The organism is Thalassotalea sp. PS06 (assembly GCF_007197775.1).
Classification (GTDB): domain Bacteria; phylum Pseudomonadota; class Gammaproteobacteria; order Enterobacterales; family Alteromonadaceae; genus Thalassotalea_A.
Genome location: NZ_CP041638.1, coordinates 2,372,708 through 2,385,959, shown reverse-complemented (window position 1 = coordinate 2,385,959; position 13,252 = coordinate 2,372,708). Strand labels below are relative to the sequence as shown.

Below are 13,252 nucleotides of genomic sequence, written 5' to 3'. Positions count from 1 at the left end.
AGTGGTGATTTGTAATCCTGACTCCAACTGGTATGGTAAAGCTAGTTTAGTTGTGAGGATCGATTATGGAAAAACTATTCTTGGGCATCAGTGGCCACGTGGTGTGTTTAAACAAAAACCAGGGTGAGGAGCTTTGGAAAACCAAAATCAAAAGCTCTACCATCACTAATGTCGATAATTTGCCTATTCTGGCGGTCATTTATTTTGTCTGGATCCCGCCAATGGCGAGGTGCTGTGGGAGAACCCATTAAAAGGATTGGGGTACGGTACTTGTATCATCGCTTCAGAACATCAAAGCGCGGCGGTGATATCGCATCAGGTAGCTTCGCAACAGGCAAGTTCTGCTGGCGTTGCTGCGGTAGGTGCAGCTGGCGCTTCCAGTTAATCACCGATAAATGCGATACCGGTTTATTTTTGGTGATGGAAATCCAACGCAGAGAATAATTGCTGGCGTTGTTTTGCTGAAAATACCTGATAACCAAAAACGATGTTGTCCTGATTTTTTATCTTTAAGGTTATTTGGTAATTGGGAAACTTGGAAATCTTGTAACCATCGAAATCTGACCAGGCAATTTGCCTCTTTAACTGGTAATCGTGATACTCAAAACCATTTGCAGTGAAAACAATTTTTTTCGAAGGTTCTGGGTAGACAAACCATAAATACAAAGTCGTGAATACGGTGAGACACAGAGTTATCGTCAAAGAATGCCAGATGTCTATCTGCTCTGTCGTAAATGTCAAGAAGATTAGCGAAAAGAGAATAAACCAGCCAAAATCCAATAGCATTTGGGAGAATCGGGACAGTATATTTTGTCGTCGTGATTGAATGATTTCCATATTCAATATCCTTGATTCACGCCAGCTACCACGATATAACTGGCGTGATCATAAAATTACTCTACCGAGCGAAGTAATTCATTGATGCCGGTTTTTGCCAGTGTTTTTGCATCCACTTTCTTAACGATAATGGCAGCATATAACTGACAGGTGCCACAGCTTGAAGGCAATGTACCCGGTACAACAACCGAACCTGCAGGTACGCGACCATAGTGGACTTCACCGGTTTCACGATCAAAGATTTTCGTCGATTGACCGATGAAAACGCCCATAGAAATAACCGAGCCTTCTTCAACGATAACGCCTTCAACGATTTCCGAACGTGCACCGATAAAACAGTTGTCTTCGATAATGGTTGGGCCGGCCTGAAGTGGTTCTAATACACCACCAATACCAACACCACCGGAAAGGTGAACGTTTTTGCCGATCTGTGCACAAGAACCTACCGTTGCCCAGGTATCAACCATGCAGCCGTCATCGACGAACGCGCCAATGTTAACAAAAGAAGGCATAACTACTACGTTCTTACCGATAAAACTACCGGTACGGACACTAGCGCCAGGTACGACACGAACACCATCTCTATTAAAGTCGGCACGGCCATAACCTTCATATTTCAGTGGGACTTTGTCGAAATAGGTGCTTTCGCCAGCGTGCATCACTTCATTATCATTAATGCGGAATGATAATAGTACGGCTTTTTTCAACCATTGATTGACAACCCACTCACCGTTTATTTTTTCGGCTACACGGGCATGGCCTTTGTTCAGTAAATCCAAAGCCGCCAAAATTGAATTTTTGACTTCTGGGTCGACACTGCTTGGGCTGATGTTGGCTCTATCCTCAAAAGCCTGCTCAATAATTTGTTGGATCTCTTTCATCGATGTTTTCCTACTTATATTCGACGTTAGCTAAAGGTTGATTGGTTCGACACAACTGCGCTTCGAGCAGAGCCTGCTGCTCTTCGCTTAAGGCGCAATTATCGGCCGTAGAAATTAAAAACATATCTTCCGCGCGTTCACCGAAGGTGGTAATTTTCGCAGAATGTATGGCCAGTTCCTGCTCCTGGAAAACTTTACCAATTTCAGCGAGTAGTCCAGGGCGATCCAGGGCAACCAGTTCCATGGCGGTCACCTTGGTATTGTTATGCGGAATAAAGCTTACCTGAGTCGGGATCTCAAATTGCTTAAATTTGTGCGGCACCGGCTGTGGCACTATCGTAACCGGTTGATCCGAAGACAGCCAGTGTATTAATGAGTCTTTGATATCCTGCATATGATAATCGTCTTTCAGGGCATGGCCTTTGTGGTCAAGCACCACGAAAGTATTCAAGGTGTAACCATCTTTGCTGGTCAGGATTTTTGCATCATGAATCGACAGTTTTTTGGAACCTAAAACGGCAACAATGGTGGCAAATATATTGGCCTTGTCTTTGGTATAAACGAAAACCTCTGTGCCTCCTCGATAGGGCTGAGGGCTTACCAAGACTAAAGGTGACGACCTGTCATGGGCAAACACGGCTTTTGAATGCCAGCGGATTTGCTGTGGGCTATAGCGCAGAAAATAATCCGGCTTAAACTGTTTCCAAACCGGCTTAATCAGGTCTTTACTGATGTCATCCTGGTTTAATAACAACAGTGCATGTTGCTGGTTTTCTTTGATTTGTGCGCGATATTCGACGGGTTTTTCAAGACCACGGCGCAAGGCGCGTTTGGTGGAAAAATATAACTCTTCGAGCAAATTGCCTTTCCAGTTATTCCACAAACTTTCGTTGGTGGCGCGCATATCGGCAACTGTCAGGCAGTAAAGATAATCGAGATGCGCCTCATCGCGAACAATTTCACCAAATTCACGAATAACATTAGGATCGGAAATGTCGCGGCGCTGAGCGGTCACCGACATGAGCAGGTGGTATTTGACCAACCAGGAAATCATCTTGGTATCGTGTTTGGTCAGGCCATGCATTTCACCAAAAGTTAATGCGTCAACGGCGCCTAATTCACTATGGCTGCCGCCTCGGCCTTTGGCGATGTCGTGGAATATGCCGGCAAGATACAATAATTCTGGTTTACGAATGCGCTGGACGATTTTACTGCATAACGGAAATTCGTGATTGTGCTCAGGCAGTGAAAATCGGTATAGGTTTTTGATTAATCGATAACTATGTTCATCGACGGAATAAGCGTGGAACAAGTCAAACTGCATCTGGCCAACAATGTTTTGCCATTCCGGCAGATAATTGGCGAGGATTTCGTGATGATGCATGAGATTAAACGCGCGACCCAAACCTCTGGGGTGGCGCATCAATGCCATAAACAAACGGCGACATTCAGCATAATCAATCAGTTCTGAAATTAGTCGCCGGCGCGAGTTACGCAGTAATCGGATGGTATCGGAATGGATACCCTTAACCTGAGGGTTATCGGCGATAACCAAAAAGATCTTCAACATCATTTCCGGGCGCACAAATGCCCGGGAGTTTTTCACCTGTATCAGATTACCAATCATCATGAAGTCTTTATCAATATCGACTTCAGGTTGCTTTTCATCGTGATTTAACATGGCCTGCTGAAAATGCTGCAGCAACATTTCATTAAGCTCAGAAACGTAGTTGATGACCCGGAAGAAACGCTTCATCATCCGTTCAATGGCTTTCTTACCATCTTCACCAAACCCCATTAATCGCGCCACATCGCCCTGATAGTCAAACAACAAACGATTTTCGCTGCGACCGGCAATAATGTGTAGGGCAAAGCGCATCCGCCATAGATAATCCTGACATTCCATTAATTCATAAAATTCATTAAGGGTCAGGTAATCGTGTTGTACCAACTCGTAAAGACTGTCTTCGTGAAAATGGCGTTTCGCTACCCAGGAAATATTCTGAATGTCGCGAAGGCCACCCGGGTTTGCCTTAAGGTTTGGTTCCAGCGTGTAGGCGGCGCCTTTATATTGTTGGTGACGTTTTATCTGTTCATCACGTTTGGCGATAAAAAACTTTTCCGAAGGCCAGAATTTCTTTACCCAAAGTTGTGGCCATAATTCTTCTGCTAGCGCCTGATTACCGCAAATAAGCCGGGATTCAAGCAAGTTGGTGGCGATAGTGACATCCGTGCTGGCAAGCTTAATACATTCTTTAACACTTCGTACACTGTGACCAACGTCGAGGCGGATATCCCAAAGCTGGGTGATAAAGGCACCAATGTATTCTTCAAGTTCTTTGCTGATTTTTTTCTGAGTTAAGATCAGGATATCAACATCAGAGAAAGGGTGTAATTCGCCGCGGCCATATCCGCCAACCGCCATCAGCGCAATTTGATGTTCATCCAGGTGTTGTTGGCACCAGATTTTGTTGAGTACCCGATCCACGTATTCGGCACGGGCATGCACCAGGTCGGTAATTTCGTTATCGGCGAATGCATCCGCCAGCCATTGGTAAAATTCGTCGTTCTGCAGATGAAAATCCTGAAGTTCCATCACAGGTGCTGCCAGCGATAAGCGCTCTTGAAATCGCTGGGGTAAAATACTTTGTTCAACCACGGTACAAATACTTCCTTATCGACTGGCAGAAATACGCAGATTTTTATTGTTGTTTAATTAACTAGGACTCTCGGCAGGTCTTTTTCTTCGCTGCGATGGGTAAGGATCTCGCAGCCATTCTTGGTAACCAGGATGGTGTGTTCCCATTGTGCTGAGTTTTTACCATCGACAGTATAAGCTGTCCAGCCGTCATCTTTATCGAGGACGGTACCACCTTTACCAAGGTTTATCATCGGCTCAATGGTGAAGATCATGCCTTCTTTCATCACTCGGGCATCGCCGTTTTTGTAATGCAAGATTTGTGGCTCTTCGTGAAATACGGTACCAATGCCGTGACCACAGAAATCTTTAACGATGCCGAAACGGCCAGCTTTTTTGATGTGTTTTTGAATGGTGGCGCCGATTTCATTGAATTTTGCGCCTGGCTTAACCTTGCGAATCGCCTGATACAGACTTTCCTGAGTGATGCGACAAAGACGACGATTCTCTGGGGTTACATTGCCAATAAGAAACATTTTCGAGGTGTCGCCATGATAATAGGTTTTCTCATCTTCCGGCGTGTCGGCGCTATCGAAAGAAATTTTGCAGGTAATATCGATGTTGATGATGTCGCCATCCTGCAGGGTTTGCTCAGACGGGATACCGTGGCAAACAACATGGTTTACCGACGTACAAATAGACTTTGGAAATCCACCTTCACCATTAGCATCAGCGCCATAATTCAATGGTGCTGAAAGAGCATTGTTTTCTGCGGTGTACTGGGCGCAAATGCTATCCAGTTCATCGGTTGTTACCCCGGCTTTTACATGGGCTTCAATCATTTCTAAAACGCTCGCCGCTAATTTCCCGGCGGTGCGCATATGCTCGATGTCACTTTGGCTTTTAATGACAATACTCATTCGATTCCTCAAAGATTTGAAATAAATGGTCTGCAATAGATAGTCGAGACCTGACGTATAGAGCCGAAATAATAACCTAAAATAAGGGCTTATGCCACACAGAGACGAGTTACACTGGGGATTATTTGAGTAATTACGTCATAACTTATTAGCAGATTTTTGCCTACCACAAGTGAGAAAGTATTTTGTTGTTCGCAAAAGTGGTAGTTGTGTTGTTGATAACCTTGGTGAAAATAAAAGTTTTTCTCGCTATCGCTTTATTTTTGAACGTTTAAATGGTATAAAGCACCGCCCGTGAAAAAGCCATCGGCGAAATCATGGGTTCGCGTTCAATTATTGAACATATTAATTATTTAAAAACTCACATACATCGGCAAACGTATTCCGGGGTGCTGCCCTGACTTTTCAGTCGCAGTCGGTAATACGGGATGTATGGACGCTTAACCCCAAGAGGATTAAAAAATGCCAAACGTATCTATGCGCGATATGCTTAAGGCCGGCGTACACTTCGGTCACAAAACTCGTTACTGGAACCCGAAAATGAAGTCTTACATTTTTGGTGCACGTGACAAAGTTCATATCATCAACCTTGAGCAAACTGTTCCAATGTTCAACGACGCTCTAGCTTTCTTATCAGGTGTTTCATCTAAGAAAGGTAAAGTTCTTTTCGTTGGTACTAAACGCGCGGCAAGCGATGCTGTTAAAGAAGCAGCGCTAAAATGTGATCAATTCTACGTAAATCACCGCTGGTTAGGTGGTATGTTGACTAACTGGAAAACGGTTCGTCAATCTATCAAACGTTTGAAAGATCTTGAAACTCAAAGCACTGACGGTACTTTTGATGCTTTAACCAAAAAAGAAGCATTAATGCGTACTCGTGAAATGGAAAAGCTTGAGAAAAGCCTTGGTGGTATCAAAAACATGGGTGGCCTTCCAGACGCTATCTTCGTTATCGATGCTGACCATGAGCACATTGCAATCAAAGAAGCGAACAACTTAGGTATCCCAGTAATTTCTGTTGTTGATACTAACTCAAACCCAGATGGCATTGATTACATCATCCCAGGTAACGATGATGCGATCCGTGCAGTTAGCTTATACCTAGATTCAGCGGCTAACGCTGTAATCGAAGGTCGTGAGACTAACATCGCTGTGCAAGCAGAAAAAGATGGTTTTGTTGAAGCTGAATAATTCCATTATTTAGCGAAATGTATCTCGGCTGGCTGGTTCCCAGTCAGCCACAATTAATACTTATTTTGAGGAATTAACTCATGGCAATTACTGCTGCATTAGTTAAAGAATTACGTGATCGCACTGGCGCTGGCATGATGGATTGTAAGAAAGCCCTTCAGGAAGTGGATGGCGATATGGAGCTTGCAATCGAAAACATGCGTAAGTCTGGTCAGGCAAAAGCTGCTAAAAAGGCCGGTAACATCGCTGCTGAAGGTCAAATCATCATTAAAGATGGTACTTTGGTTGAAGTTAACTGTCAGACTGACTTCGTTGCTAAAGATGACAACTTCCTTGCGTTCGCAAACAAAGTAGCTGACGCTGCTGCTGCTTCTAAGCCTTCTATCGAAGAGCTACAGGCACAGTTTGAAGAAGAGCGTGTTGCTCTTGTTGCTAAAATTGGCGAAAACATCAACGTACGTCGTGTTGCTTACGTTGAAGGCGCTAACCTTGCTTCTTACAAGCACGGTGCAAAAATTGGTGTTGTAGTTGCAGGTGAAGGTGATGCAGAGTCACTTAAGCACGTAGCAATGCACGTTGCTGCTTCTAAGCCAGATTACATCAACCCTGAAGATGTACCTGCTGACGTAGTAGAGAAAGAAAAAGCTATTCAAATCGATATCGCGATGAACGAAGGCAAGCCTGCTGAAATCGCTGAGAAAATGGTTACTGGCCGTATGAAGAAGTTCACAGGTGAAATTTCTTTGACTGGTCAAGCTTTCATCATGGAACCAAAGCGTACTGTTGGTGACGTGTTAAAAGAGAAAGGCGTAACAGTTTCTAACTTTGTTCGTTTAGAAGTTGGTGAAGGTATCGAGAAGAAAGAAGAAGATTTCGCAGCTGAAGTTGAAGCGCAAATCGCTGCAGCTAAAGGCGAATAATCACCTACAGGCAAACTGCGTTGCAGTTTGTGGTGTTATTTTCTTTTAGGACTTTTTAAAGTCACATAAACGTATTAAAATAGCCGCGGTCAGAAATGTCCGTGGCTATTTTTTTACAACCTCAAGGAATGTTTATTTTATGAGCACCAATCCAAAACCAACATACCGTCGAATCTTACTCAAATTAAGTGGTGAAGCCCTGATGGGGGATGAGGGGTTTGGTATTGACCCAAAAATTCTCGACCGTATGGCTCATGAAATCAAAGAACTTATCGAAATGGGGGTTCAGGTAGGCCTGGTCATTGGTGGTGGCAACCTGTTTCGTGGTAAAGGTCTGGCTGAAGCCGGCATGAACCGAGTGGTTGGTGACCAGATGGGCATGCTGGCAACCGTGATGAATGGCCTGGCCATGCGTGATGCGCTTCATCGTGCATTCGTTAACGCTCGCTTAATGTCTGCAATTGATTTAACCGGTGTTTGTGATAGCTACAACTGGGCTGAAGCCATTAGCTTACTAAAATCCGGACGCGTTGTTATTTTCTCCGCAGGTACCGGTAACCCGTTCTTCACAACCGATTCCGCAGCTTGTTTGCGCGGCATTGAAATTGAGGCTGATGCGGTATTTAAAGGTACTAAGGTTGACGGTATCTACTCTGACGACCCGGTGAAAAATCCGGAAGCACAATTATACTCCCAACTATCCTATTCGGAAGTTTTGGATAAAGAATTAAAAGTAATGGATTTGGCGGCGTTTACGCTTGCCCGAGACCATTCAATGCCGATTCGCGTATTCAATATGAATCGAGAAGGCGCGTTAAAATCTATTATTCTTGGTGGTGACCAGGGTACGGTTATCGACCACGTTGAGAATTTGAATTAAACTCCTGTTAACACACAGGTTTACAGAAGGAAGAATATTTTGATTAACGAGATCAAACAAGATGCAAGAACCCGCATGGGAAAAAGCATTGACGCGTTAAAAACTAACCTGAATAAAATCCGTACCGGTCGCGCCCACGCGTCATTACTCGATAACATCACTGTTGAGTACTACGGCATGGACACGCCATTAAATCAGGTAGGTAATATTTCAACGCCAGACGCTCGCACAATCGCAGTTACAGTTTTCGATAAGGGCATGATCGGTGCCGTTGAAAAAGCTATCATGGCATCTGATTTGGGCTTAAACCCATCTTCGCAAGGCACGCTTATCCGCATTCCATTGCCACCGCTTACTGAAGAGCGCCGTCGCGATCTGGTAAAAGTCGTTGGTGGTGAAATCGAAAGTGGTAAAATTGCCATTCGTAATATTCGTCGTGACGCTAATTCAGACATTAAAAGCCTGAACAAAGAAAAAGAAATCAGTGATGATGAAGCACGCCAGAGTGAAGATGAAATTCAGAAAATTACTGATGAATTTATCAAGCAGTGCGATACGCTGGCTGCTGAAAAAGAAAAAGAATTGATGGAAATCTAAGGAATTCCAGAAACGACACGCCGTAATTTCTATCAGCAATGACACATCTGCGTGCTTTGCTTGGTATGTGTTACGGCATTTTTATATGATGTTAATTCATATTGATTTAATTGTGATTTAAAGGAATATCATGTCTGTACCGCAACATGTTGCGATTATCATGGATGGCAATGGGCGATGGGCCCAACAGCGCGGCAAAGGACGTGTAGCTGGCCATAGAGCGGGCGTGGAGACAGTTCGCTCTTCGGTTGTTACTGCCAGAGAGCTGGGCATAAAAGCACTGACTTTGTTTGCGTTCAGCAGTGAAAACTGGAAGCGACCGCAAGAAGAAGTGAGCGTGTTGATGGATTTGTTCATGTTTGTACTGACACGGGAAGTGAAGCGCTTGCATAAGAACAATATCCGTTTTCAGCTGATAGGCGATAAACACCGCTTTTCTGAAAAATTACAGGAAAAAATCACAGAGGCCGAGCATCTAACTAGAAATAATGACGCTATGGTATTGTCCATTGCTGCCAACTACGGTGGTCGATGGGATATTGCCCAAGCCTGTCAAAAAATCGCTCAACAGGCCGTGAATGGTGAGGTAAAACTCACCGATATAAACGAGCAGATGCTCGATAATCACATACAGTTGTCCAATCTGCCAGAGCTGGATTTGCTGATAAGAACCGGTGGTGATTACCGGATCAGCAACTTTTTATTGTGGCAAGCCGCATATGCCGAGTTCTTCTTTACCGAAAAACTATGGCCTGAGTTTGATGCGGATGCATTTAAAGAAGCTTTGCAGGCCTTTACTCATCGGGAAAGACGATTTGGTCAAACCGGCGAGCAGGTTAGGGGCATCTAGATAAGAACGACATTAACTTGTCGCTTATCCACTTTTTTAAAAGGAATAACGTTTGTTAAAACAACGTATTATTACTGCTGTTATTTTGGCGCCCCTTGCCATTGCAGCGATATTTTATCTTAGTCTGCCCTGGTTAGCGGCAGCGCTTTTAGGGGTAATGGCGATTGGTGCCTGGGAATGGGGACCATTAATGGGTTTTGATAACAAGCGCCGTCGGATAGCCTTTGTTGCCGGGATAACCGCTGCAATACTGGCTGTGTGGTACGTATTACCGCCAGCGCAAATCTGGCTGGCTGCTGATTCAGGCCAAACAACCTTGAACCCTATCGCAACGGCAGTGTTATCTATTGCTTCCATCTGGTGGTTATTTACCATTCTGTTAATCTTTAATTATCCCAATTTTTCAAATTTCTGGGCCAATCATCGTAGCGTCCGAGGCGTATTCGGGCTGTTTATTCTGGTTCCTACCTGGTTGGCATTTCTGGTATTGAGAAGTGCTGATTACCAGGCTGATGAGTTTCATGGTACTCGTCTGTTATTGCTGTTATTCGTACTCGTATGGAGTGCCGATATCGGCGCTTATTTCGCCGGTAAGCGTTTTGGTAAGCGCAAACTTATGCCGAATGTCAGTCCCGGTAAAACCCTTGAAGGTTTCTTTGGTGGTAATGTCAGTGCCGCTCTTGCCATGGTGGTCATGGGGCTTATTTTTGAGTGGCAGACTCAACAAATATTGATGGCGGTAGCACTGGCATTGTTAATCAGCACGGTTTCGGTATTGGGAGACTTAACTGAGAGTATGTTGAAACGTCAGGCTGGGGTGAAGGACAGTGGCTCTATTTTACCAGGCCATGGTGGCATTCTCGATCGTATTGATAGTCTGACGGCAACGGCTCCGGTATTCGCGCTTTGTTATGTCTTATTCGGCTGGTAAATAACCATGAATGAGCAACAAAGCCTGTGTATTTTAGGTTCAACCGGGTCAATCGGGCAAAGCACCTTAGATGTGGTTCGCCGCCATCCGCAAAAATACTGTATTCAATCACTTAGTGCTAATCAACGCGATGACATTATGCTTGAGCAATGTCGCGAGTTCGCACCAAAACGTGTGGTTATGGTATGTGCTCAAGCCGCTCAAAGGTTACGAGCCAAACTTGTCCAACAACAACTTGCTAACATAGACGTTCTTAGTGGTGAACAGGCATTAAAAACCATTGCCTCGGAACCGGATTCTACGGTTGTGATGGCAGCGATTGTTGGTGCCAGTGGCCTGTTACCGACACTTTCGGCGATCAAGGCCAATAAAAAAGTATTGCTTGCCAATAAAGAAGCTCTGGTTTGTTCCGGTCAAATATTTATTGATGCATTGCGACAGTCTCAAGCGCAGTTATTGCCAATCGACAGCGAACACAACGCCATTTTTCAGTGTTTGCCTGCGGCGATGCAATCGGACACCACAGCCTCTTCTATCTCAGAACATGGGGTAAAGAAAATTTTATTAACCGGTTCTGGTGGACCATTTCGGACGTTACCGATGGAACAGTTAACATCGGTAACCCCAGATCAAGCTTGTGCTCATCCAAACTGGGATATGGGACGAAAAATTTCAGTAGATTCGGCGACTATGATGAACAAAGGCCTGGAATTTATCGAAGCTAAATGGCTGTTTAACCTTGATGTCGGAGACATCCAGGTAGTATTGCATCCACAAAGTACCATTCATTCTATGGTTCAGTATAAAGATGGCTCGGTGTTAGCCCAACTCGGGAATCCCGATATGCGAACACCAATCGCTCATGCTTTGGCATATCCGGAACGCATTGATGCGGGTGTTAAAAATTTCGATTTTTTCAGTTGTCAGTCATTTGACTTTGCCGCACCTGACGGGCAACGATACCCTAATTTGCTGCTCGCTATTGAAGCTTGTAAGCTCGGGCAGGGGGCTTGCACTGCGCTTAATGCCGCCAATGAAGTGGCCGTGGCCGCCTTCTTGGATGAACACATTAAATTTACCGATATCGCTGTGGTTAACGAAAAAGTAATGAATCATTTTCGTGACCAGTCGATTACCACCCTCGATGACGTCGAGCTAGTGGATAACAAGGCACGGGAATTCGCCCAAACTATGGTGGTAACAATGACGGAAGGTACGTTGCATGTTTGAGTTTTTTTGGAATCTCGCCTCATTTATCGTTGCTCTGGGCTTATTAGTTACCGTTCATGAGTACGGTCACTTTTGGGTTGCCAGACGTTGCAATGTAAAAGTAGAGCGATTCTCCGTAGGCTTTGGCAAAACACTATTTAAAACTTACGATAAACATGGAACCGAATTTGTCATCGCATTAATCCCGCTTGGCGGTTACGTGAAAATGCTTGATGAGCGAGTTGATGAAGTCGCCAAGGAAGATTTACCCTATGCGTTTAACCGTAAAAGTGTCTTACAGCGCATCGCTATTGTTTCCGCCGGCCCGTTAGCTAACTTTATCTTCGCAATATTCGCATTTTATTGTCTATTACTGATTGGCAAAACTGATATCAAGCCGGTTATTGGTAATATCCAACCAGCGAGTATTGCCAGTCAAACCGCGATGAATTCTGGGCAGGAAATTGTCGCTGTGAACGGCGAAAAAACTGAGACCTGGCAGCAAATCCAGATGGCGTTGCTAGGTTCAATTGGTGAAGAGCAGGTGACTATTTCGACCCGTGACGAAAACAGTTCATTGGTTAACAAATTCGAGCTTGATACATCCGGTTTAAAGTACGAACCAAGCAAAATTTCGGCGATGGAAACTCTGGGGATAGAGCCATACCGTCCTAAAGTATTAACCCAAATCGCCGTTGTTACTGAAAACGGTGCCGCTGCACAGGCGGGCTTGTTACCCGGTGATCATATTCAGTCAATTGATGGCATTGATGTTAAAGATCAATGGCAATCTTTAGTCAATGAAGTAGAGCGCCGCCCAGGAGAAACTGCACAATTGACAATACTTCGTGACGGCCAATTGCAACAAATTACGATTACTCCGGGAACCAAAGAAACGGATGATGGTCGTAAGTTAGGGTTTATCGGGGTTTCTCCCAGAGGCGAACCTTGGCCAGAGAAATATGTAATTAACATCCAATACGGTCCGTTAGAGGCAATTGGCATGGCCATCGATGAAACCTGGAAGTTAATCAGTTTAAGTTTTAAGACTATTGGTAACCTGATTACCGGAGAAGTAAGTGTCAGCAATTTAAGTGGACCGATAGGAATTGCTCAGGGCGCAGGAGCCCATGCGAGCATCGGGATTGCTTATTTTCTAGGCTTTTTGGCTTTAATTAGCGTTAATTTAGGAATAATTAACCTTTTACCGCTACCAATACTTGATGGCGGCCACTTACTCTATTATGTTATAGAGCTTTTCAGCGGCAAACCGGTTCCTGAGAAGGTTCAGGAGATTGGTTTCAAGTTCGGAGCACTGGTTCTCTTGATGTTAATGAGTGTTGCACTCTTTAATGATTTCGCCCGGCTTGGACAATAGTTAGTAAATAAGTTGACAGA

14 protein-coding genes are annotated in these 13,252 nt (G+C 44.5%); 10 read left to right on the top strand and 4 right to left on the bottom strand.

The genetic code is table 11. The annotated features are described in order from the left end of the window. The first annotated feature begins 65 nt into the window (after nucleotides 1-65). Nucleotides 66-251 carry a hypothetical protein gene (locus FNC98_RS16975; protein WP_260680345.1) on the top strand — a complete coding sequence of 62 codons (186 nt, stop codon included), beginning with the start codon at nucleotides 66-68 and terminating at the stop codon, nucleotides 249-251. Between the two features lie 5 nt (nucleotides 252-256). Then, complete coding sequence (locus tag FNC98_RS16970; protein WP_260680344.1) at nucleotides 257-385, top strand: hypothetical protein; 129 nt, start codon at nucleotides 257-259, stop codon at nucleotides 383-385. A 23-nt stretch (nucleotides 386-408) separates the two neighbouring features. On the opposite strand, the gene FNC98_RS10580 is transcribed toward FNC98_RS16970, so the two are convergent. The 4 genes from FNC98_RS10580 to map are packed head-to-tail and all read right to left on the bottom strand — an operon-like array spanning nucleotide 409 to nucleotide 5,276. Beyond that, a complete protein-coding gene (locus FNC98_RS10580; protein ID WP_143581205.1) occupies nucleotides 409-837 on the bottom strand; it encodes a hypothetical protein in 429 nt (142 codons plus the stop codon). 56 nt (nucleotides 838-893) lie between these two features. Beyond that, complete coding sequence (gene dapD, locus FNC98_RS10575) at nucleotides 894-1,718, bottom strand: 2,3,4,5-tetrahydropyridine-2,6-dicarboxylate N-succinyltransferase (protein WP_143581204.1); 825 nt, start codon at nucleotides 1,716-1,718, stop codon at nucleotides 894-896. A gap of 10 nt (nucleotides 1,719-1,728) precedes the next feature. After that, nucleotides 1,729-4,377 carry a [protein-PII] uridylyltransferase gene (glnD, locus tag FNC98_RS10570; protein WP_260680343.1) on the bottom strand — a complete coding sequence of 883 codons (2,649 nt, stop codon included), beginning with the start codon at nucleotides 4,375-4,377 and terminating at the stop codon, nucleotides 1,729-1,731. A 53-nt stretch (nucleotides 4,378-4,430) separates the two neighbouring features. Then, on the bottom strand, nucleotides 4,431-5,276 hold the full coding sequence (gene map / locus FNC98_RS10565; protein WP_143581203.1) for a type I methionyl aminopeptidase: 846 nt from the start codon (nucleotides 5,274-5,276) through the stop codon (nucleotides 4,431-4,433). A gap of 462 nt (nucleotides 5,277-5,738) precedes the next feature. Between map and rpsB the strand changes: the two genes are divergently transcribed. The 8 genes from rpsB to rseP all read left to right on the top strand — a co-directional run bounded on the left by rpsB (nucleotide 5,739) and on the right by rseP (nucleotide 13,232). Then, nucleotides 5,739-6,467, top strand: coding sequence for a 30S ribosomal protein S2 (rpsB, locus tag FNC98_RS10560; protein ID WP_143581202.1), 729 nt, complete (start codon nucleotides 5,739-5,741; stop codon nucleotides 6,465-6,467). A gap of 80 nt (nucleotides 6,468-6,547) precedes the next feature. Beyond that, a complete protein-coding gene (gene tsf / locus FNC98_RS10555) occupies nucleotides 6,548-7,387 on the top strand; it encodes a translation elongation factor Ts (RefSeq protein WP_143581201.1) in 840 nt (279 codons plus the stop codon). Nucleotides 7,388-7,526: 139 nt separating this feature from the next. Continuing rightward, complete coding sequence (pyrH, locus tag FNC98_RS10550) at nucleotides 7,527-8,267, top strand: UMP kinase (protein ID WP_143581200.1); 741 nt, start codon at nucleotides 7,527-7,529, stop codon at nucleotides 8,265-8,267. 39 nt (nucleotides 8,268-8,306) lie between these two features. Next, on the top strand, nucleotides 8,307-8,864 hold the full coding sequence (gene frr / locus FNC98_RS10545) for a ribosome recycling factor (RefSeq protein ID WP_143581199.1): 558 nt from the start codon (nucleotides 8,307-8,309) through the stop codon (nucleotides 8,862-8,864). Nucleotides 8,865-8,994: 130 nt separating this feature from the next. Further along, nucleotides 8,995-9,714: a polyprenyl diphosphate synthase gene (uppS, locus tag FNC98_RS10540; protein ID WP_143581198.1), complete on the top strand. Its 720-nt coding sequence runs from the start codon at nucleotides 8,995-8,997 to the stop codon at nucleotides 9,712-9,714. 52 nt (nucleotides 9,715-9,766) lie between these two features. Continuing rightward, a complete protein-coding gene (locus FNC98_RS10535) occupies nucleotides 9,767-10,645 on the top strand; it encodes a phosphatidate cytidylyltransferase (RefSeq protein WP_143581197.1) in 879 nt (292 codons plus the stop codon). Between the two features lie 6 nt (nucleotides 10,646-10,651). Next, nucleotides 10,652-11,875, top strand: a complete 1,224-nt coding sequence (ispC, locus tag FNC98_RS10530; RefSeq protein WP_143581196.1) for a 1-deoxy-D-xylulose-5-phosphate reductoisomerase — start codon at nucleotides 10,652-10,654, stop codon at nucleotides 11,873-11,875. Beyond that, entirely contained in the window at nucleotides 11,868-13,232 is a 1,365-nt protein-coding gene (gene rseP / locus FNC98_RS10525; protein WP_143581195.1) for a sigma E protease regulator RseP, read from the top strand. The genes ispC and rseP overlap by 8 nt, the downstream gene beginning before the upstream one ends. Nucleotides 13,233-13,252 lie beyond the last annotated feature (20 nt).

Coding starts and splice junctions, on each gene's coding strand:
- dapD (WP_143581204.1), bottom strand. CDS start 1,718: ATGAAAGAGATCCAACAAATTATTGAGCAGGCTTTTGAGGATAGAGCC.
- FNC98_RS16975 (WP_260680345.1), top strand. CDS start 66: ATGGAAAAACTATTCTTGGGCATCAGTGGCCACGTGGTGTGTTTAAAC.
- ispC (WP_143581196.1), top strand. CDS start 10,652: ATGAATGAGCAACAAAGCCTGTGTATTTTAGGTTCAACCGGGTCAATC.
- pyrH (WP_143581200.1), top strand. CDS start 7,527: ATGAGCACCAATCCAAAACCAACATACCGTCGAATCTTACTCAAATTA.
- rseP (WP_143581195.1), top strand. CDS start 11,868: ATGTTTGAGTTTTTTTGGAATCTCGCCTCATTTATCGTTGCTCTGGGC.
- map (WP_143581203.1), bottom strand. CDS start 5,276: ATGAGTATTGTCATTAAAAGCCAAAGTGACATCGAGCATATGCGCACC.
- uppS (WP_143581198.1), top strand. CDS start 8,995: ATGTCTGTACCGCAACATGTTGCGATTATCATGGATGGCAATGGGCGA.
- tsf (WP_143581201.1), top strand. CDS start 6,548: ATGGCAATTACTGCTGCATTAGTTAAAGAATTACGTGATCGCACTGGC.
- FNC98_RS10580 (WP_143581205.1), bottom strand. CDS start 837: ATGGAAATCATTCAATCACGACGACAAAATATACTGTCCCGATTCTCC.
- rpsB (WP_143581202.1), top strand. CDS start 5,739: ATGCCAAACGTATCTATGCGCGATATGCTTAAGGCCGGCGTACACTTC.